This window comes from Mycobacterium sp. NGS45 (assembly GCF_059812645.1).
Genome location: NZ_JCALDB010000010.1, coordinates 121,521 through 141,528 on the forward strand (window position 1 = coordinate 121,521; position 20,008 = coordinate 141,528).

Sequence of the window (20,008 nt, forward strand, 5' to 3'; positions counted from 1 at the left end):
GAGCTCCTGCTAGGCTGGGCTGCCCCGCCCCCCTACCCTCGCGAACCGTGAATTGTTAACGCATTTCGCCCGGTGGGGCCGTCAACAATTCACGGTTCACGCACGGCCGAGCGACTCGGCCGGTGCAGGTGAAAGCAGCCCAGCCGGGGTCCGGCGCGGTTAGCATCAGCAACGCCGATCCTGGACTTCGGCCGACGCGTGAAGGAGATGGGCAATGTCTTCGAGCTCAGCCGCAGCCATCGTCGAAAGCCTTGGCGGGGCGGACAACATCGCCAGCCTCACGCACTGCGCCACCCGGCTGCGGTTTCAGCTGCACGACTCGTCGGTGGTGACCCAAGCCGATGTAGAGGCCGTCGACGGCGTACTGGGGGCGGTTCCGCAGGCCGGCAACCGCTACCAGGTGGTGATCGGCGGCGGGGTGCAGACCATCTACAACCAGATCATGGCGTTGCCCGGGATGTCCGGTGCCGGTGCCGACCAGGACGCCGCCGCGATCAAGGCCGCTGCCCGCGCCCAGGGGCCGCGCGGCAAATTCGCTTGGCTGGACGCGTTCTTCGAGTTCCTGTCCGACTCCTTCCGGCCGATCCTGGGCGCGCTGCTCGGGGCGTCGCTGTTCATCACGTTCATGGCGCTGATGAGCACGCTGGGCCTGATCGCCAACTGGGCCGACCCGGAGACCACCATCGGCTACGGCGAAGACCAGTTGAGCCCGACGTGGGCGTTCGTCAACCTGTGCTGGCAATCGGTGTTCGTGTTCCTGCCGTTGATGGTGGCCTACAACGCCAGCAAGAAGCTCAGCGCCGACCCGTGGGTGGGTTTCGCCGTGATGGCTGTGGTGATGCTGCCGGGCTTTGCCGCGCTGGAAGACCTTTCGCGGTCGATGTGGGTGGCCGGCTCGGAGGTCAACGTGGTCGACGTGTTCGGTCTGCCGCTGACCGTGTTCAACTACAGCTCGCAGGTGTTCCCGCCGCTGCTGATGGCCGCGGTGCTGGGACCGCTGTGGAAGCTGCTGAAACGGCTCATCCCGGAGAACGTGCAACTGATCTTCGTGCCGTTCTTCGCGATGCTGATCATGATCCCGTTGACGGCCTTCCTGATCGGTCCGATCGGGGTGTATGCGGGTGCCGGCCTGGCCAACTTCCTGAAGTCGGTCAACGAGTTCTCGCCGTTCATCTTCGCGATCCTGGTCCCGCTGGCGTACCCGTTCATGGTGCCGCTCGGTTTGCATTGGCCGATCAACGCGATCATGCTGCTGAACATCCAGACCCTGGGCTACGACTTCATCCAGGGGCCGATGGGGGCGTGGAACTTCGCCTGCTTCGGCGCGACCGCCGGCGTGCTGGTGTTGGCATGGCGCGAGCGGGACGCGCAGATGAAGCAGACCTCGGTCGGCGCGCTGGCAGCCGGTCTGCTCGGCGGCATCTCGGAACCGTCGCTGTACGGAATCCACCTGCGGTTCAAACGGATATACCCGCGCATGCTGGTGGGCTGTCTGGTCGGCGGCTTGATCATCGGGATCGGCGGTGGCGTCACCACCAGTGCGTTCGTGTTCACCTCGGTGCTGACCATCCCAGCGTTCTCCAACATGGGGCTGTACGCGTTGGCGGTCACCGCATCCTTCCTGACCGCGATGGCGCTGGTCATGATGTCCGGCTACAAGGATCCCGGGCAACCAGCCGAACCCGCGCCGGACGCATCGCTGGACGCGCCCGACTCGTCGGAGCCGGCGGCTGGGGCCGGGACGGTAGGGGAGGTGCCTGCGGCGGTCGCGGCGGGTGTCGGCGCCGGCGCGGTTGCGGCCGCTGCCCAAACCGCGACCGCAGCTGCCACCGGGGTGACTCGAGAGGTCGACGCACCGCTGGCGGGCGCTGTGCTGGCGCTGTCCGACGTACCCGACCCGGTGTTCGCCAAGGGGACGATGGGACAAGGCGCGGCCATCCTGCCGTCCGGGGACACCGTCTACAGTCCGGGTGCCGGGATGCTGGTGGCCGTCCAACCGACCGGGCATGCGTTCGGTTTGGTGCTCGACGGTGGTATCGAACTGTTGATCCACGTCGGCATCGACACCGTCAACCTCAAGGGTGAGGGCTTCGACGTCAAGGTCGCCAAGGGTCAAAAGGTCACGGCTGGAACACCTTTGGTGACCTTCGATCGGGCGGTGATCGAGCAGGCCGGGTATTCGCTGGTAACCCCGGTGATTGTGCTGAACACCAAGAAGTTCGCCGCGGTCGAGCTGGTGGCCGAAGGTGAGGTGGAGGTGGGGGCGCCGCTGCTGACGGTGACCAAGAAGGCGCCGGCGGCACAAGTCTGAGTCCGCCGCCACTGGGGCGGCCCAGCGGTTGAACCAGTCTAAGTCGTTACGGCAGAACGGTCTTCATCAGCATCACGTTGTACGCCGACCACAGCGACAGGTTGTAATACAGTTCCTTGCCGGTGGACCAGGGATGCAGGAACGGTGCGTAGATACCGCCCGGAATGTCCGAGGACCGCGCGATCACCTGCTCACCGCTCCACGGTCCCTGCGGCGCGGGTGCGGTGCGCAGCACCACGTCGTTGGCGCCGTTGCAGTACAGCATCAGGTACTGCTTGAGATAGGTGTTGTACTGCGCCGACAGTTCACCGACCGGCCCGGGTACCACCGGTGTCGCGGCCGCCGGGTCAGCGGGCACCCAGGCGTTGCCGTTCCAGTACTCGTACTTGGTGAGATCCGGGATCAACTGCGGAGCCACGCGCGCCACGTAGGCGGATCCGCTGCGGCCCGAAGGCGTTCCGAAGCTGTAGATGTACGGGTCGCCGGGGCCGGGCTTGAGGAACGCGCCCTGCTGGAAGTTCTGATTGCCGGCGCTGGGCTGGCGGATGGTGCCCGGGTAGATGCCCCAGTTCTCACCGTTGTCGATCGAGCGTGCGATCGCCGAGAAGTTGGTCGACCACTGGCCGTCGCTGTCCCAGTTCTTGATCGACATGAAGTTGATGAACTGAGTCTTCCCCACAGCGACGCCAGCGGTCGGGATGACACCCTTCTCGGTGGGCGCCATGTTCGTGGTGTTGATGATCTGCTTGGCGAGACCGGCCTTCCAGACCGGCGCTCCCGAATAGGGGTTTCCGGGTTGACCATTGGATACACCAACGGTGTTGGACAGTGCGCCGTCCTGGCTGCGGAACAGAACGTTGTAGCGCCACTGCGAGCCACGCACGCCGCAGTTGCCGTAGGTGTCGCCGAACGCCATCAGCACTTGGCGGGCCGCGGGATCGCCGTTGTCCCACATGATTCCGAGGTCGGTACCGGTCACCGCGTAGCGCTGCACGGTGTCGTTGGGGCTGTCCGGTCCGCTCACCCAGCCGACGATCGAGGTGCCCGGGGGAGCCGACGACGCTGGCGCTGGGGCGGGAGCCGGCGCTGCGGCGGCAGGAGCGGGGGCGGCTGCCGCGGGCGCCTGCTGGGTGGGCACATTTGGTGCCGGGTTGGGCACTGCGCGGGCTTGTTTGTCCACGCTGGCAGCCGAATTCGGTGTGAGCGCTTTGAGGATGGCCAGTGGCAGCTGGCCCAGACGCGGCAGCGGGGCCTTCTCGTTGGCGCCGCTGGGCTTGTGGCCGATCGGGCGGTCGAACGGCGCCAGGGCCGACGGGCTGGGGAGCTCGTTGCTCACGGCCGGCCGTGCCTCGGCGGCCCGGCCGGTGCACGGTTCGGCCAACGCCAGTGGTGCGTCGATGACGGACACGCTGACGCCGATGGCGGTTATCGACGCTACCGACAGCGAAGTGATTCGACGTCGCGACCGCACATCTCACCTCTTGGGGCAGGACGCCGGGAGACGTCAGCGAATTGGACTGCTGTGACAGTAGTGATTGGTGAGGTGTTTGTGACAACTGATGTGTCGAATCGCGACGCATCCGTAACCGTGTCGAGACACCGAATGCGCGCCATCGCAGGTGGGAACGCACTCAGTCGTTTGCTGGAATCGAGTTGCGGCGAACCCTTCGCTGGGTCCGCCCGATTGCGTAGGGTGGATCGTGGGGAACGACAAAGGAGGTACGACCATGGCCAACACGTACGACCCCAAGAAGGGCGGCAAGTTCGAGCCGACCACCAAAGCCAAGCCACCGCCAACCGCGAAGCCTGGCAACAACAAGGACAAGTAGCACCACTCCGCGGGCCTGGGTCGGGATCTGAATCCCGGTCCGGGCCTGCGGCTTTGTCGGGGGTCCGAAGCGCGCCGTCGTCAGGCGCCGGTCGCGGTATGGACTTCTCCGACCGGCACCCATAGTTTGATTGCCGGACCGGATGGACGAGTGGGACGGCGACCAGGCGTGATGGCATCAAGACAGCTGCGGGCGGCAGCGCTAGCCCGCGGCCTGGTGCCGCTGGCGCTGGCATGCCCTCTGATTCTGTCTGGTTGCTCGGCCGACCCGCCACCGGACGTCACCCCCGCCGAAACGTCGATGACCAGCGCCGCGGCCGAGCCGTCGCCCGCTCCCGAGGCTCCGCGCCGCGAGTTGGCGGCCGAACCCGCGCAGATCGCCGACGACCTGGTCGCCGACGAGCATGTCTTGCGTGACCCAGCGTCCTCGGAGGAGTTGCTGGCCGCCGCGGCGCACCGCCAGCAGGCGGCCTACCGCACGCTGGGGCGTCATCCCGAGTGGGATGAGATCGCACGGCCGAAGATCCCGCAAGCGTTGCTCGAGCACTACGACCGCAACATCAGTGCGCGCCGCAACCTGGCGGCCATCGACGGGGGAGCAGTGCACGACACGCTGCCGGCTTGGCATCTGGTCGCGCCTGCGCCGGCGGCGGAGTTGCGGGGTTACTACGGCGAGGCCGAGGCTGCCTACGGCGTGGACTGGGCGACGCTGGCCGCGATCAACCTGATCGAGACCCGGTTCGGGCGCATCATGGGTGCCAGCAGCGCCGGCGCCCAAGGACCGATGCAGTTCATGCCGGGCACCTGGGCCGAGTACGGCGAAGGCGACATCTACAACCCGCGCGACGCCATCATGGCCGCGGGACGTTACCTGGCCGCCAACGGGTTTGGCGCCGATCGCGATCACGCCATCTTCCGCTACAACAACTCCGACCACTATGTGCAGGCGGTCAACGACTACGCCGCGGTGCTGGCCGCCGAACCGAGCGCCCTGGATGCCTACCACCGCTGGGATGTCTACGTGCTCAGCACGGCCGGAGACCTGCTGTTGCCGATCGGCTATCGGCAGGACCAGCCCATCGCGGTCGCCGACTACCTCGGGCAGTCGCCGTCGCCGTCGGTGCAGATCTCGGAGGAGAGCGAACAGATCCTGCAGTCGCTGCTGGCCACCAAACAGAGCGCGCCCGAAGAGGCTTCGGCCCAGGCGGCCGCACTGTCGGCCGAATTCCTCGGAACACCCTATGGCGCAGACACGCTCGTCGGCTCACAGTCACAGCCCGAACAGCTGGTGGTGGAACTGGGCCGGGTCGATTGCTTCACCTACGCCGACTACGTCGAGGCGCTCAAGCGCGCCGATGACCGCGACGGGTTCGTGGCGGCGTTGACCGACGTGCGCTACCGCGACGCAGTGGTCCGCTTTGAGAACCGCAAGCACTTCTTCACCGACTGGGCGACGACGCCGGCGCCGCTGGCCACCGATATCACCGCCGACTTGAGCGACGCCGCCCTGGACGTGGAGAAGAACCTCAACCAAAAGGACTCCGGCGGAACCTATCTGCCCGGCCTACCGGTGACGTCGCGCACGATCAGCTACCTGCCCAGCGGCAGCGTCGACGCGGCGGTGTTGGGCCAGTTGCGCACCGGAGACTATGTCGGCGCCTACGCGCCCGACGGCGGTCTGGATGTCACGCATGTCGGCATCTTCGTCGACGGACCCGACGGGCCGGTGTTCCGCAACGCGTCCTCGCTGCCGCAGGACGGCAAGGTGGTCGACACACCGTTCTTCGAGTATGTGGCGACCGTGCCCGGCATCGTGGTGCTGCGTCCGGTGCTCTGATTCACCGCAGCGCCAAGTGCAGAGATTCCAGCCGGCGCACCAACAGGCTGGGTAACCAGCGGCCGACGTCGACGGCTTCGACGGCCGAGGTGCGCTCCAGCAACTGGGTGATCACGATCCGGGCTTCCAGGCGAGCCAGCGCAGCCCCCACGCAGAAATGCACTCCTTTGCCAAAGGCGATATGTCCCTTGGCATCCGGGCGATCGATCCGGAACCGGTCCGGTTCGGCGAAATGTGCGGGATCTCGGTTGGCCGCACCCCAGAGCAGCAGCAGTCGGGAACCCGCGGGAAGCGGGGTGCCGGCCAGCTCGGTGTCGTGCACCACGTGCCGATAGTGGCCTCGGAACGGCGGCTGGTAGCGCAGCACTTCTTCGAGGAACGGCCCGATCAGCTCCGGCTGGTCGCGAAGCTGCTGTTGCACGTCGGGCCGGGTGGCCAGCATCCAGGCCGCAGAACCGATCAGCGACGCGGTGGACTCACCGCCGGCACTGAACAGCGTGACCATCATGGTCAGCGCGGTGAGTTCATCGAGACTTCCGTCGGCGCACGCCGTAGCCAGGTCGCCGAGCAGATCACCCTCGGGATGCTGGCCGGCTTGCTGGAACTGCTCGTTGATGTAGCCGCCAAGTTCGAGCACCGCGGCACCGGCAGACGCCAACTCGTCGGTGGAGACCAGACCTTCGACGAACTGCGTTGCCGAGTAAGCCCATTGGGTGAGCTTCTCGACGTCGGCCACGGGGACACCGATGATGCGGCAGACCACCGTCATCGGTAGCCGGTTGGCCATCGCCGCCATCCATTCGATGCGGCCGTGTTGAGCGCCGACACGCCAGATCTCGTCGGCGGTCTCGGCGATGAACGGCTCGAAGGCGCGAATGCGTTTGGCCGCCAGGTGCGGCAACAGCAACTTGCGGTGCGCGGCATGCGCCGGATCGTCGGCGGTGGCCAGCGCCTGGGTCGCGCCGCCGAGCTCGCCCATCGGGAACGCTGAAACACTGCCGTCCGGTCCGCGGGTCATGGTGGCCGTCAGGTTGGAGGAGAAGTCCGCGCAGCGGGTGATCGCCTCGTTGACCGCATCCCACCCGCTGACTGCGAAGAACCCGGTGTCGCCGATCGGATGCACCGGCCCTGCCTCATGCATGCGCGCATACAGCGGGTGGGGTTCCTGGATGTAGCTGTCGTCGAACAGCGCCAAGCCGAGTCCACTATCGAGAAGCGTCACGGCTCCACGCTGCTCGGCCTGGTCGTAACGCGTCAACGCATGCGAACAAAGTCGAAACCGCCCCCGGCCTCAGGAGCGGCATTCAGTCTCACGAGAGCCTTATGAACTGGTCTAATAGTGTCAATCGCGATCAGAGTTGTCTCAGGAGTGAGAAATCTTCGCGTCGAGGAGGAGGGCCGGGTTGGCGCGCGACGATTGGGTGATCGGTCAGCGGCGAAACGCGGCCGTCGAGCGGATCTACGGCGTCGCCACCGACCTGGTGGTCAACGAAGGACTCGATGCGCTCGACATCGACACGCTTGCGGCACGGCTGCACTGCTCACGCGCGACGGTCTACCGCTACGCCGGCGGCAAGGCGCAGATCCGGGACGCGGTGCTGACCCGACTGGCGGCCGGCATCGTCGACGCGGTCCGCCTCGCCGTCGACGGGATGAGCGGGTCCGATCGAGTGACGACGGCGATCCTGGTGGCCCTGCGAGAAATCAGATCGGCGCCCGTTCGCAAACTGTTGTCCAATGCGCGAAATGCACCGGGGCTGTCCGAGCTGCACTCCTCGCCGGTGCTGGGTCAGCTGGCCGCCGAGTTGACCGGTATCACCGATGACGATCCCGAGGCGGCGCTGTGGATCGTGCGGGTCGTGGTGTCGTTGGCGTACTGGCCGACCACAGATCCCGATGCCGAGCGGCAACTGCTGGAGCGCTTCGTGGCACCTGCGTTCGGGGGGAGCGCTGCCAGGAAAGCCCGGCCGTGACAGGGCGTTGACAAAAGAGAGCCAGGTCAGCGCTTAGTGGCGCTGACCTGGCTCTCTCTAGTGGAGCTGCCGGGAATCGAACCCGGGTCCTACGGCATTCCCTCAAGACTTCTCCGTGCGCAGTTCGCTTTGTCTCTACTTGGATCTCTCGGTCACGCGAACCAGCCGAGATGACGATCCCAGTCGCTGTTGGTTGTCCCGATGAGTCCCGCGACCGAACTCATCGGTGGATCCCTCTAGCTGATGCCAGGGTCCGGTCCGAGGGCTCTACCGGGCTGACAGACTAGCCGTCGCTTAGGCAGCGAGGGCGTAGTCGCGCTGATTGGAATCGGCGCTTAATTGGTTGCAACGACGCTTACGGTGGTCTCTTGCCTGCACCGGCACGCTTCCCTTGATTCGATGCGCGAAGTCGAAACCGTTCAGCCCCTTGTCCTAGTGCTTCGCACATTCCCGCCGACGATCGGCAGGACACTTCATCATACGGGAGCTACAACAGCAACGGCCAGCGCTTTAATCCCGCCGGTCGCGGTGACCGTCCGGACAGGACCGCCGGCGCGCAGAACCGGCCGCACACCGGTTAGTCGATACTGTCCATCCGGCCGGCCAGGAACTCCAGCAGCGCCGGGTCCGTCGAGTCGAGTCGGTCCTGTTCTTCACCGCCGTCGCACTGGAACAGCCCCACCACCACGCGTCCGTCGTGTCGGGTGAGCACCCGCCAGTGTCCACCGGAGTCTTCCCATCGGCGCAGTACTTCCACCGGGTCCTCGGCCATGGGAGCCATTTTGCCCCGAGCGGCCCTGGCACCGTTGCAGCAACGCAACCAGATCGACGCTATCGGGTGTGCCTGGCTTTGCCATGATCGGGCGATGGACGTCGGTTTGCACGCCCTTGGCATCGGCGCTGGCGCGGAACGCACAGTGATCGACGCGGTGGCTGCTGCCGCCGAACGGGCCGGTTTTGCCACCTTGTGGGTCGGTGAACACGTGCTGGTCGACGAGTCGGCGCCGGCCCTTCCGTTCTCTGAAGACACCGGTCGCACCGCATCGGACGCCGGTTGGCTGGACCCGTTCGTCGCATTGAGTTTCGCCGCATCGGCAACCACCAGGATCGGCCTGGCCACCGGCGTGCTGTTGTTGCCGGTGCACCATCCGGTGCTCGTGGCCAAGCAGGCCGCCTCGCTGGACCGGCTCAGCGGCGGCCGGTTCGTTCTGGGGGTGGGCGTGGGCTGGTCCCGCGAAGAGTTCGAGGCGCTGGGCGTGCCGTTCGGCCGGCGGGCCGAACGCTCGGCCGAGTACGTCGAGGCGATGCGGACCATCTGGCGCGACGACCGCGCCACCTTCCACGGCGAGTTCGTGTCGTTCGATGACATCCGGGTCGATCCCAAGCCGCAGGCCCGCGGACTTCCGGTGGTGGTCGGCGGCTACAACGACGACGCGTTGAACCGGGCGGCGGCTTGGGGTGACGGCTGGTACGGATTCAACCTGGCCGACGTGGAGGAGGCCGCTGGCTGTGCGGCACGAATCCGGAGCCAAGCCCGTGCGTTGGGCCGCGAGCCTGGCGATCTGCGGCTGTCGGTCGCGTTGCGCGATCCGGGTCCCGGCGACGCCGGCCGACTGGCCGACGCCGGAATCGACGAGATGGTGCTGGTGGCCACCCCGCCGGCCGACCCGATCGCTGCCGAATCGTGGGTCGACGACCTTGCCCGACGCTGGCTGGCGGTGCTGAACTGAGTGGGTGCACACCGCCCGCGTTTACGACGACATCCAATCCGGTGAAGGCCAACGAATTCTGGTCGACCGGCTGTGGCCGCGGGGCATCCGTAAGGACGACCCGCGTGCCGGCATCTGGATCAAAGATGTTGCGCCGTCGACCGAATTGCGGCATTGGTACGGCCACGACCCGGACAAGTTCGACCAGTTCAGCACGCGCTACCGGGCCGAACTCGACACCCCTAGCGGCGCAGCAGCTCTCGAAGAGTTGCGCCGCGCCATCGGCAAGGGACCTTCAACCCTAGTAACGGCGACCAAGGACCTGGGACTCAGCCATCTGGTCGTGTTGACTGAGGTGTTGGAGGAGGAGTCATGAATACCTGGATTGCGGTCGCTACGGCGGCGATATTCATCTGGCTGGGCATGGTGTTGGCCATCTCATTCCTCGAGGCACCGCTGAAGTTCGGCGCCCCTGGTGTGACTTTGCAAATCGGTTTGGGCATCGGCCGCAGGGTCTTTCGCGCCCTGCACGGCTGCGAAGCGGTGCTCGCCGTCGTCGTGCTGATCGCGGTGATCGCGCATCCGCCGTCCACCTGCGCGGTGGTGGCCTTCGCCGTCGCTGCGCTCGCCCTGGTTGTGCAGGTGCTGGCGGTGCGCCCGGCGCTGACCCGACGCTCCGATGCGGTGCTGGCCGCCGAGCCCGGCGCCGACACCGGCCGTTCGCGAGCGCACTACGTCTTCGTCGGAATCGAAGCCATCAAGGTCGTGGCACTGCTGGCGTCGGGTATCTTGCTGCTGGCTACGTAGAACCCCAGGAGAGCGCCATGAACCCGATTTCGCTGAACGACGTTGCCAATGAGCAACTCGCGGCCGCACGTGACGCACATAGTGGGCGCGCCGCCCACACCGTGCACGGCGGACACGAAAATTCCCTGCGTCAGACCGTGATCGCGCTGGCGGCCGGTCGTGAACTGGCCGAGCACGAAAGTCCCGGTGAGGCAACGCTGCAGGTGCTGGCCGGACGCGTGGTGCTGCGCGCCGACGAGGACGCCGCCGAATTGTCCGCCGGACAGCAGGTCGCGATCCCGCTCAAGCGGCACTCGCTGGAAGCCATCGAGGACTCGGCAGTGCTGCTGACCGTCCTCGCCGGCCGCTGAGCCGCGGTCACCGAGCCGCCGGGTGGCGGCTAGGTAACCCTACCCTCAGCTGGGTCCGGTAGGCTCGGCGCTCGGAATGACTGAGCAACTCTCGCAGGCCGCGCTGCCGATCTTGCCCCGCGAGCTGACGGACATCACTGATGAGGTCCGCGCAGTGTCGGCACCGCCGACCCCGTCGTTGCCGGAGCCGTACGCCATCCGGTTGGCCGACCCGGACGCCGACGCCGCGATGATCTCGGAGTGGATGAACCGTCCGCACCTGGCCGAGGCCTGGGAGTACGACTGGCCCGAGCAGCGCTGGCACGGCTATCTGCGGGCCCAACTTGCCGGCAGCTATTCGCGGCCCATCGTGGGCAGCATGCGCGGCAAGGACGTCGCCTACATCGAGGCCTACCGCGCGGCCAAGGACTCGATCGCGCCGCGTTATGACGCCGACCCACATGATCTCGGTCTGCACGCGGCGATCGCCGACCTGCGCCTGGTCAACCGGGGGTTCGCGCCGCTGCTACTGCCCAAGGTGGTGGCCAGTTTGTTTGAGCTCGACAGCCGTTGTCGCCGAATCATGTTCGACCCGGATCACCGCAACACCGCGGCGCGCCGGTTGTGCGAATACGTGGGGTGTGAGTTCCTCGGCGAGCACGACATGTCCAACCGCCGGATGGCGCTCTACGCGCTGCACCGGCCCGCTGACTAGCCGGGCTGCTCGCCGATCATCTGCTGGTAGCCGTCGAAGTCCGGCTTCATGGCGGCCGCGACCAGCTCCCACAGCACCTCGTCGGTGCCGCCGCCGACCCGGGCCAGTTTCATGTCGCGCCACCACCGGCCCAGCGGGGTCTCGTCGACCAGATAGCCACTGCCGCCGAAGATGTGCATGCACTCTGAGACGACTTCTTCGCCCAGTCGCGCCGCGGTGACCTTGACCGCCGCGGCGGTCCGCAGGTCCAGCTTGCCGACTGCGGCCATCCCGTGCAGGCCGTGCCGCAGCAGGTCCACCCGGGCCTGCAGATCAGCCATCCGCATCCGCAACGCCTGGTGTTCGAACAGCGTCGAGCCGAACTGGCGACGACGGGCCATCCGGGCATGCGTGATCCCCAATACGCGTTGGCAGGACGAGGCGACCTGCCCGGCGATCGACATCCGTTCGTGGGCCAGACCCCAGGATATCGCGGCCAAACCAGTTCCGGCCCGGGCGATCAGTGCGTCCTCGGGCACCCAGGTGTCGATGTGCACCGCGGCGGTGTCCAGCGGGCCGGCACCGACCTTGCGGTAGGGCGTCTGCACCTCGGTCTGCGCGATCGGCACCGCGATCAGCGCGACATTGCCGTGCCGGCTGGTCGAATCGTGGTCGATGCTGCGCGCCACCGTCATGACGTGGTCGCCGATCGGGGACAGAGACACGAACTTCTTGACCCCGCGGACCTCGAACCCGCCTCGGGCCGAGCGGATTTCGGTCTCGCAGATCTGCAGGTCAGAGCCGCCGGACTCCTCGGAGGCGCCGATGCACAGCACCGCTTCACCGCGCATGGCCTGTTCGCAGATGTCCTTGAGGTAGTCCGAGCGGGCGAACCGGCGCAGGATCGCGATCGCCGAATCGTGCAGGCTCACACCGACACCGATGCCGGCTGAACCGAGATAGCCCAGTTTGAATGCCAATTCGATCAGCTTGGCCACGTCGGGATGCTGGGAATCGCCCCACTTACCGCTGAATACACCTGAGCTGCCCAGGTATTCGATCAGTTTGCGCGGGAACTGTTCGCTGGCCTCGGCTTCGGCGGTCCATTCGACCACCCGGTCGTCGAAGGTCTTGTCGAGCAGCTCGCGGTAATCCTTGACGCTCAGTTCTACCGACGCGGTCATGCCTGCGCCACCTCCAGGTTTCGTTTGACCTCCAGCCGGCGCAGTTTGCCCGACGACGTGCGCGGCAACGATCCCGGCGCCAACAGCACCACGTCCGAGGGCACCACACCGCATTCTGCGGCCACCCGCGCGATGATCTGGCTGCGGATGCCGTCGCCGTCCTTGCCGCGGTACTCGGCAGCGATCACCAACCCGGGCCGGGCGCTACCCTCGCCGGCGCCGATCGCGGCCACCGACCCGGCGCGCACGCCGGGCACCTGCGCGGCGACGTTCTCCACCTCGGTGGGGAACACGTTGCGTCCGGCCACCATGATGACTTCCTTGGCGCGCCCGCAGACCACCAGACCGTCGTCGGTCAGGTAGCCCAGATCGCCGGTCTGGAACCACTCGTCGGGACCCAGGGCGTCGCCACCGAGGTAGCCCGACATCATCGAGGTGCCACGCACCTCGACTTCGCCGACCTCGGGACCGGGCCCGCCGGAGTGCTGCTCGGACGGCGTGATGCGCAGCTCCATGCCCGCGACCGGGTGGCCCAGCACCGCGTACTTGCGGACCGCGTCGGTGCTCGGATCCCGGTACTCCTCGGTGCGCAAGCCGCCGCCGAGCGCGGGAAGGGTTGTTGCACAGGTGGATTCGGCCATGCCGTAGGACGGTGCCGCGGCCCCGGGATCGAGGCCGAAGCGGGCCATCTCGGCGAAGAACTGCGCGAAGCCCTCGCAGTCCACCGGCTCGCCGCCGTTGATCGCGAACCGCAGGTTGCTCAGGTCGACCTCGGGAACCCGGCGGGCGTACTTGCCCAGCAGGTTGTAGGCGAAGTTCGGCGCGGCCGTCACCGTGGCCTTGCTGTCGGAGAGCCACTTGAGCCACTGGAACGGTGCGGCGGCAAACGCCGCCGTCGGCGCCAGCCACAACGGCCGGCCCTTGATCGCGGTGGTCAGCGTCAGCACCAGGCCCATGTCGTGGTACTGCGGCAACCAGGAACACACCACGTCCTGGTGGTTGGCCCAATCGACGTGCTGGTTCAGCCCGGACATGTTGGCCAGCACCGCCTCGGTGGACAGCACCGCGGTCTTGGGGGTGCCGGTGGATCCTGCGGTGCCCTGCAGCACGGCCGGGGCGCCCACGGGCGCGGCCACCGGGGTCAGCGTGCGGGAGCGCTGTGCATGCCCGACGACGCCGACGTCGTGCACCGCCAGCGTCGACTCAGCGTCGCGCAGCGGGCCCAGCACCTCGCCGTTGCCGAACACGGTGGTGACACCGATGCCGGCGAACCGGTTCAACGTGGCGGCCGCCCACTGCGGGGGTTCGGCACCGCGCACCGGGCTGGGCAGGATGGACAGGGCTCGGCCGGCCAGCCAGGCCCCCTGCATGGTGGCGACGAACTCGACGGTGGGTTCACCGACCAACCCGACGTGCCCGTCCGGGCCGTCCAGGATGCGCTCGGCGATGTTCTCGGCGCGCGTCTGGACTTCTGGCCAGGGGTGCGGAATCCAACTCGAACTGGCGCGGTCGAAGATGACGAGGTCGTTCGGCGACGTCGTCCAGGCCTGCGCCAGTTTGCTCGCCAGCTCGCTCATCAGAGCGTGGGTGACTTTGCCCGGATGGCCGCCTCGAGATCGGCGACGGTGTCGCAGCTGAGCAGGTCCTCTTCGGACAGCGCGACGCCGAGCTTGTCCTCGATCGCCACCATGCCTACCGCGAAGGCCACCGAGTCCATGCCGACGTCGTCGACCAGGCGTGACTCACCGGTAACCCGCTTCACGTCGATGTTGAGATCGTCGCGCAGAATCTCTTCCAGGGCGGTCCGAACCGCGTCCGTGGTTGGGCTCTCCATAGCCTGCGACCGTACACCGTGGGTAAACCAAGGCTAGCCTTACCCCATCGGTAGCGAGGCCGTGCCAGCCATCGCTGTGTCGCCGCTCGGCGATGTAGGTGGCCAGCTGGAATGCTCGGTCACAGCAGCCCCGCGAGTCCGATGCCGAGCGCGGCGGCGGCCACCCCGGCCAGCACGCTTCCGACGATGTTGACTGCCGCCGAGAACAGTTGGCGTTCTGCGGCGAGCCGATGCGTCTCGTACATCCAGGTGGAGAAGGTGGTGTAGGCGCCGACGAATGCGGTGCCGGCCAGCAGCGCGGTGTGCGGGTGCAGCGCCAGCCCACTGCAGAAGCCCAGCAGTGCCGCGCCGGACAGGTTGACCGCCAGCGTGCCGAACGGAAACGAGCTCGCGGCCCGCGCGGCCACCGCACGGTCGACCAGGAACCGGGCCACCGCGCCCAGCCCGCCGATCACCGCCACGCCGGCCCACAGCGCGACCGTGCTCACGTCCGCACCCGGGCCCGTCCGCCCAGGCCGCTGGCCAGGTGCAGCGCCGCCAGGCCGACCACGATGCTGACCGCGCAGTACGCCAGCGCCAACCCGTAGTGCTGGTGCTCGAGCATCCGCACGGTCTCGACCTGCATGGTGGAGAACGTGGTCAGGCCGCCGCAGAAACCGGTGCCCAGCAGCGGGCGGCGGTAGCTGGACTGCGGTAGTCGCTCGAACAGTCGGGTGCTGAAATAGCCGAGCGCGAAGGCCCCGACGATGTTGGCCACGAACGTCGGCCACGGCCAGTGCCCGGGGTCGTGCACCGCGAACACGGCCAGCGCGGCGCGCGCGACGGTGCCGACCGCGCCACCGACGAATACCGCGGCCAGTTCGCGGTTGTCGTGACCGAACACGCTTGGCAGTATGACGCGCGCGGGGCGGGCGGTCGCCCGACACGCGGCGATCCGCCCGGTAGCTCTCGGCTTGCGGCGACAGCGTCGGTGCCGGTGGGCACAATGGCAACCATGGCTCATCCCCGCGCCGGGAAACCGGCCCGCCCCGAAGACCTGGTCGACCTGGCGCATCTGGTCACCGCCTACTACACCGTGCAACCGGACCCGGAGAACCTGGATCAGCAGGTGGTGTTCGGCACCTCGGGGCACCGCGGATCCAGCCTGGACGGCGCATTCAACGAGGCGCACATCCTGGCCACCACCCAGGCCATCGTGGAATACCGTGCCGCACAAGGCATCACCGGGCCGCTGTTCTTAGGCCGGGACACCCACGGGCTTTCCGAACCGGCGTGGGTTTCGGCGTTGGAAGTGCTGGCCGGCAACGACGTCGTGGTGCTGGTCGACGCCGCCAACCGGTACACGCCCACCCCGGCGGTCAGCCACGCCATCCTGGGCGCCAACCGCGGCCGCTCGGCTGGCTTGGCCGACGGGATCGTGGTCACCCCGTCACACAACCCACCGCGCGACGGCGGCTTCAAGTACAACCCGCCGCACGGCGGGCCGGCCGACTCCGACGCCACCAGCGCAATCGCCAAGCGTGCCAACGACATTCTGCGCGGCGGGCTGGCCGAGGTGAAGCGGGTTCCGGCGGCCCGGGCGGTGCGCAGCGCACAGCGCTACGACTACCTCGACGCCTACGTCTCGGATCTGCCGTCGGTGGTGGACGTCGCCACGATCGCCTCGGCGGGCGTGCGGATCGGGGCCGACCCGTTGGGCGGGGCCAGCGTGGAGTACTGGGGTGCGATCGCCGAGCGGCACCGCATCGATTTGACTGTGGTGAACCCGTTGGTGGATGCCACCTGGCGGTTCATGACGCTGGACACCGACGGCCAGATCAGGATGGACTGCAGCTCGCCGAATGCCATGGCGTCGCTGATCGGCAAGATCGACGACTATCAGATCGCCACCGGCAACGACGCCGACTCCGACCGGCACGGCATCGTCACCCCCGACGGCGGCCTGCTGAACCCCAACCACTATCTGGCGGTCGCGATCGACTACCTGTTCACTCATCGGCGCGACTGGCCGGCCGCGGTGGCCGTCGGCAAGACCGTGGTCAGCAGCTCGATCATCGACCGGGTGGTGGCCGGATTGAGCCGCAATCTGGTCGAGGTACCGGTCGGGTTCAAGTGGTTCGTCGACGGACTACTGGGCGGCACAATCGGTTTCGGCGGCGAAGAATCTGCCGGTGCGTCGTTCCTGCGGACTGACGGCACGGTGTGGACCACCGACAAGGACGGCATCATCTTGGCGCTGCTGGCCGCCGAGATGCTCGCGGTCACCGGCAAGACGCCCTCGCAGCGCTACGCCGAACTCGCCGAGACTTACGGCGCCCCGACGTACGCCCGCATCGACGCGCCCGCCGACCGTGAGCAGAAGGCCCGGCTGGCCAAGTTGTCGGCCGAACAGGTCGGCGCCACCGAACTGGCCGGGGAACCGATCACCGCCAAGCTGACCACCGCGCCCGGCAACGGCGCGCCGCTGGGTGGACTCAAGGTCACCACCGCCAACGCCTGGTTCGCCGCGCGGCCGTCGGGCACCGAGGACGTCTACAAGATTTACGCCGAATCGTTCCTCGGCGCCGAGCACTTGGCACAGGTGCAAGACGCCGCCCGCGAGGTGGTTAATACAGTCATCGGGTGACCTCGCCGACCGCTCCCAGCCTGCCGCGTGAGGTCTGGTTGCTGGTCTGCGCCAATGTGGTGGTGGCGCTGGGCTACGGCGTGGTGGCGCCGGTGCTGCCGTCCTATGCCCGGCACTTCGGGGTGTCGATCGCCGCGGCGACGTTCGTGATCACCGCGTTCGCCGCGCTGCGGCTCGTGGGCGCCCCGCCGGCCGGTTTCCTGGTGCAGCGGCTGGGGGAGCGGCGGGTCTACATCAGCGGGCTGCTGATCGTCGCGGTGTCCACCGGGGCGTGCGCGTTCGCCCAGACCTACGGGCAGTTGCTGCTGTTCCGGACGTTGGGCGGGGTGGGCTCGGCGATGTTCACGGTGTCCTCGCTGGGTCTGATGATCCGGATTTCGCCGCCGGATGCCCGCGGCCGGGTGGCCGGCCTGTTCGCGTCCGGGTTCCTGGTCGGTTCGGTGGGCGGTCCGGTGCTGGGCAGCCTGACCGCCGGACTGGGCCTGTCGGCGCCGTTCCTGATCTACGGCGTGGCGCTGATGGTGGCCTCGGCAGTGGTGTTCTTGTCGCTGCGCAATTCGGAGCTGGCCGCCCCGGCCGTCGACGACCTGCCCACGGTGTCGATGCGGCAGGTGCTGCGGCATCCGGCGTATCGGGCCTCGCTGTTCTCCAACTTCGCCACCGGCTGGTCCTCGATCGGGCTGCGGATCGCGCTGGTTCCGCTGTTCGTGGTCGACGCGCTGGGTCACAGCACCGGGGCTGCCGGGCTGGCGCTGGCCACGTTCGCGATCGGCAACGTCGCGGCCGTGGTGCCCAGCGGCTATCTGTCCGACCGGATGGGGCGGCGCGTCCTGGTGATCGTCGGGTTGACGGTCTCGGCGCTGGCGACCGTGGTGGTGGGGTTCACCACGTCACTGCCGTTCTTCTTGGCGGCGGCGTTCGTCACGGGTGCGGCGACCGGGATGTTCGTCTCGCCGCAGCAGGCCGCGGTGGCTGATGTCGTCGGGAACAAGGCGCGCGGCGGGACCGCGGTGGCGACCTTCCAGATGATGTCGGACCTGGGTGGCATCGTCGGCTCGTTCGCGGTGGGGCAGATCGCGCTGCATGTGAGTTTCGGGATGGCATTCGTCACCACTGGGGTGATCATGTTGGCGGCGGCGGTGGGCTGGCTTTTTGCGCCCGAGACCCGCCCGCCGACCTCGACCGAGCACACACCGGTGCGGCCACTGGGTCCCGATTCCGCCGACGAGCTGCCCTGAGCTGCGGTTTTGGGGCAACGGGCTGCAGTGGTGTAATTTCGATGGGCACCACGGGGCTATGGCGCAGTTGGTAGCGCACCACACTGGCAGTGTGGGGGTCAGGGGTTCGAATCCCCTTAGCTCCACCCGTTGGAAACCCGCTTCGACTTCGGTCGGGGCGGGTTTTCTCTGTTTGCTGTTCGATTGGGCTGGTCCAGTTCGACGACAATCGCGAGCCTCATTCATGCACAGCGCCGAACTTCGGTATCCCCACATTGAGGCATCAGGGTCATGGCGAGTCGTGCTAATTGACTGATTCAAATCCTGCTAATTGACTGATTTGAGCCATGCTAAGTGTATGATTGCTCGATGCGATACGCCAGACGCATCCTCGACGACGAGCTTGATGCGCTCTTCGGGCAGATACCCGCGATCGCCATCGACGGCCCGAAGGCAGTGGGGAAGACCACGACGGCCGAGCAGCGAGTTGTCGGCCTGCTGAGGCTCGACGCAAAGCCCAACTACGAAGCGATGCACGCCGACCCGGGTCTGCTGTTAAGGAGGCCGCGGCCACTGCTCATCGACGAGTGGCAGAAGGTTCCCGAGGTTTGGGATGTCGTGCGGCGTGCTGTCGACGACGATCCGACTGGAGGCCAGTTCCTGCTCGCCGGGAGCGCTACACCCCCCCACGGGGCGACGGCACACTCGGGCGCCGGGCGTATTGGGCGGTTGCGCATGCGCCCAATGACATTGTCCGAGCGGGGGATCGCGTCACCGACGGTCAGTCTCGGCGAATTACTTACTGGCAGTAGGCCACCCCTCGATGGGGTGACGGACGTTCGTCTGGCCGATTACGCGCACGAGATCGTCGCTTCAGGTTTCCCGGGCATGCGGACTCTCGGTGAGCGAGCGCTGAAGTTTCAGCTCGATTCGTACCTGCGCAATGCCGTTGATCGCGACGTGCCGGAGCAAGGGCTCGCGGTTCGTAAGCCCGATGCGATGTTGGGGTGGTTGCGTGCCTACGCCGCAGCCACATCCACCACGGCCAGCTACACCGCAGTGCTCGACGCGGCCACGGCAGGGGTCAGTGACAAGCCGGCGCGTTCAACGACAGTCGCGTACCGAGACGTGCTAACCCAGTTGTGGCTGCTGGATCCGGTGCCCGCTTGGGGGCCTGCGGGAAACCCTTTGGCGCGCTTGGCTCAATCACCTAAGCATCATCTGGCTGATCCAGCGTTGGCGGCACGTCTACTCGGCTTGTCCGTGGATGCGCTTCTCAACGGTGAAGGCCGGCCGATCGGGCCTCAGGCTGGTGGCATGCTCGGCCATCTCTTCGAATCCTTGGTCACACTTTGTATACGGGTTGCCGCGCAGGCCGCCGACGCTACCGTTGGTCATCTGCGGACACGCAACGGCGACCACGAGATAGATCTGGTGTTGGTACGAGACGACGGCAGAGCGCTCGCCGTCGAGGTGAAACTGGCCGCAACCGTCGAAGATCGAGATGTGGCACACTTGCGCTGGCTCGGCGACCACCTAGGCGTGGACCTGCTCGACGCGGTCATCATCAACACGGGGCCGAACGCCTACCGTCGCCCCGACGGCGTCGGCGTGGTCCCACTCGCGCTGCTGGGTTCGTAGCGGGTCGAAACCGCGAAC

18 protein-coding genes, 1 tRNA gene, 1 other RNA gene and 2 pseudogenes are annotated in these 20,008 nt (G+C 67.3%); 13 read left to right on the forward strand and 9 right to left on the reverse strand.

Going from position 1 to position 20,008, the window contains the following annotated elements; all coding sequences use genetic code 11:
- Positions 1 to 214: 214 nt before the first annotated feature.
- Positions 215 to 2,311, forward strand: coding sequence for a glucose PTS transporter subunit IIA (locus tag AC5Y3P_RS11455; RefSeq protein WP_500046014.1), 2,097 nt, complete (start codon positions 215 to 217; stop codon positions 2,309 to 2,311).
- A 46-nt stretch (positions 2,312 to 2,357) separates the two neighbouring features.
- On the opposite strand, the gene AC5Y3P_RS11460 is transcribed toward AC5Y3P_RS11455, so the two are convergent.
- On the reverse strand, positions 2,358 to 3,782 hold the full coding sequence (locus AC5Y3P_RS11460; RefSeq protein WP_500046015.1) for a glycoside hydrolase family 183 protein: 1,425 nt from the start codon (positions 3,780 to 3,782) through the stop codon (positions 2,358 to 2,360).
- A 658-nt stretch (positions 3,783 to 4,440) separates the two neighbouring features.
- Between AC5Y3P_RS11460 and AC5Y3P_RS11465 the strand changes: the two are divergent.
- Positions 4,441 to 5,079: pseudogene (locus tag AC5Y3P_RS11465) on the forward strand (lytic transglycosylase domain-containing protein); the annotation flags it as partial.
- A 138-nt stretch (positions 5,080 to 5,217) separates the two neighbouring features.
- Complete coding sequence (locus tag AC5Y3P_RS11470) at positions 5,218 to 5,976, forward strand: DUF1460 domain-containing protein (RefSeq protein ID WP_500046080.1); 759 nt, start codon at positions 5,218 to 5,220, stop codon at positions 5,974 to 5,976.
- A 1-nt stretch (position 5,977) separates the two neighbouring features.
- Here the strand turns inward: AC5Y3P_RS11470 and AC5Y3P_RS11475 are convergent, their stop codons facing one another.
- Positions 5,978 to 7,198: a cytochrome P450 gene (locus tag AC5Y3P_RS11475; RefSeq protein ID WP_500046016.1), complete on the reverse strand. Its 1,221-nt coding sequence runs from the start codon at positions 7,196 to 7,198 to the stop codon at positions 5,978 to 5,980.
- 181 nt (positions 7,199 to 7,379) lie between these two features.
- On the opposite strand from AC5Y3P_RS11475, the gene AC5Y3P_RS11480 reads away from it, so the two are divergent.
- Positions 7,380 to 7,949, forward strand: a complete 570-nt coding sequence (locus AC5Y3P_RS11480; RefSeq protein ID WP_500046017.1) for a TetR/AcrR family transcriptional regulator — start codon at positions 7,380 to 7,382, stop codon at positions 7,947 to 7,949.
- 58 nt (positions 7,950 to 8,007) lie between these two features.
- Here AC5Y3P_RS11480 and ssrA read toward each other — a convergent pair.
- Positions 8,008 to 8,376, reverse strand: a transfer-messenger RNA (tmRNA) gene (gene ssrA / locus AC5Y3P_RS11485).
- Between the two features lie 150 nt (positions 8,377 to 8,526).
- Positions 8,527 to 8,721 carry a hypothetical protein gene (locus AC5Y3P_RS11490; RefSeq protein WP_500046018.1) on the reverse strand — a complete coding sequence of 65 codons (195 nt, stop codon included), beginning with the start codon at positions 8,719 to 8,721 and terminating at the stop codon, positions 8,527 to 8,529.
- A gap of 94 nt (positions 8,722 to 8,815) precedes the next feature.
- On the opposite strand from AC5Y3P_RS11490, the gene AC5Y3P_RS11495 reads away from it, so the two are divergent.
- From AC5Y3P_RS11495 to AC5Y3P_RS11515, 5 genes are all read left to right on the forward strand, one after another.
- A complete protein-coding gene (locus tag AC5Y3P_RS11495) occupies positions 8,816 to 9,679 on the forward strand; it encodes an LLM class F420-dependent oxidoreductase (RefSeq protein ID WP_500046019.1) in 864 nt (287 codons plus the stop codon).
- A gap of 4 nt (positions 9,680 to 9,683) precedes the next feature.
- Entirely contained in the window at positions 9,684 to 10,034 is a 351-nt protein-coding gene (locus tag AC5Y3P_RS11500; RefSeq protein WP_500046020.1) for a DUF488 domain-containing protein, read from the forward strand.
- Complete coding sequence (locus tag AC5Y3P_RS11505; RefSeq protein WP_500046021.1) at positions 10,031 to 10,465, forward strand: hypothetical protein; 435 nt, start codon at positions 10,031 to 10,033, stop codon at positions 10,463 to 10,465. Before AC5Y3P_RS11500 ends, AC5Y3P_RS11505 begins: the two co-directional genes overlap by 4 nt.
- Positions 10,466 to 10,482: 17 nt before the next feature.
- Entirely contained in the window at positions 10,483 to 10,815 is a 333-nt protein-coding gene (locus tag AC5Y3P_RS11510; RefSeq protein WP_500046022.1) for a cupin domain-containing protein, read from the forward strand.
- Between the two features lie 76 nt (positions 10,816 to 10,891).
- Positions 10,892 to 11,509, forward strand: coding sequence for a GNAT family N-acetyltransferase (locus AC5Y3P_RS11515; RefSeq protein ID WP_500046023.1), 618 nt, complete (start codon positions 10,892 to 10,894; stop codon positions 11,507 to 11,509).
- On the opposite strand, the gene mbtN is transcribed toward AC5Y3P_RS11515, so the two are convergent.
- From mbtN to crcB (AC5Y3P_RS11540), 5 genes and pseudogenes are all read right to left on the reverse strand, one after another.
- Entirely contained in the window at positions 11,506 to 12,672 is a 1,167-nt protein-coding gene (mbtN, locus tag AC5Y3P_RS11520; RefSeq protein WP_500046024.1) for a mycobactin biosynthesis acyl-ACP dehydrogenase MbtN, read from the reverse strand. The two genes, AC5Y3P_RS11515 and mbtN, sit on opposite strands and share 4 nt — an antisense overlap.
- Positions 12,669 to 14,249, reverse strand: a complete 1,581-nt coding sequence (gene mbtM, locus AC5Y3P_RS11525; RefSeq protein ID WP_500046025.1) for a long-chain-fatty acid--ACP ligase MbtM — start codon at positions 14,247 to 14,249, stop codon at positions 12,669 to 12,671. The genes mbtN and mbtM overlap by 4 nt, the downstream gene beginning before the upstream one ends.
- Positions 14,249 to 14,515 (reverse strand): annotated as a pseudogene (locus AC5Y3P_RS11530) (acyl carrier protein); the annotation flags it as partial. The gene mbtM and the pseudogene AC5Y3P_RS11530, both read right to left, overlap by 1 nt.
- Positions 14,516 to 14,625: 110 nt before the next feature.
- On the reverse strand, positions 14,626 to 14,994 hold the full coding sequence (gene crcB / locus AC5Y3P_RS11535; protein WP_500046026.1) for a fluoride efflux transporter CrcB: 369 nt from the start codon (positions 14,992 to 14,994) through the stop codon (positions 14,626 to 14,628).
- Complete coding sequence (gene crcB, locus AC5Y3P_RS11540; RefSeq protein WP_500046027.1) at positions 14,991 to 15,389, reverse strand: fluoride efflux transporter CrcB; 399 nt, start codon at positions 15,387 to 15,389, stop codon at positions 14,991 to 14,993. Before crcB (AC5Y3P_RS11540) ends, crcB (AC5Y3P_RS11535) begins: the two co-directional genes overlap by 4 nt.
- Positions 15,390 to 15,500: 111 nt before the next feature.
- Here crcB (AC5Y3P_RS11540) and pgm point away from each other — a divergent pair, with 111 nt between their 5' ends.
- From pgm to AC5Y3P_RS11560, 4 genes are all read left to right on the forward strand, one after another.
- The gene (gene pgm, locus AC5Y3P_RS11545; RefSeq protein ID WP_500046028.1) at positions 15,501 to 17,132 is read left to right on the forward strand and encodes a phosphoglucomutase (alpha-D-glucose-1,6-bisphosphate-dependent); all 1,632 of its coding nucleotides are present in this window, start codon (positions 15,501 to 15,503) and stop codon (positions 17,130 to 17,132) included.
- Complete coding sequence (locus AC5Y3P_RS11550; RefSeq protein ID WP_500046029.1) at positions 17,129 to 18,370, forward strand: MFS transporter; 1,242 nt, start codon at positions 17,129 to 17,131, stop codon at positions 18,368 to 18,370. The genes pgm and AC5Y3P_RS11550 overlap by 4 nt, the downstream gene beginning before the upstream one ends.
- A 52-nt stretch (positions 18,371 to 18,422) precedes the next feature.
- Positions 18,423 to 18,495, forward strand: a tRNA-Ala gene (locus tag AC5Y3P_RS11555).
- 223 nt (positions 18,496 to 18,718) lie between these two features.
- Complete coding sequence (locus tag AC5Y3P_RS11560) at positions 18,719 to 19,990, forward strand: ATP-binding protein (protein ID WP_500046030.1); 1,272 nt, start codon at positions 18,719 to 18,721, stop codon at positions 19,988 to 19,990.
- The last annotated feature ends 18 nt before the right edge of the window (positions 19,991 to 20,008 follow it).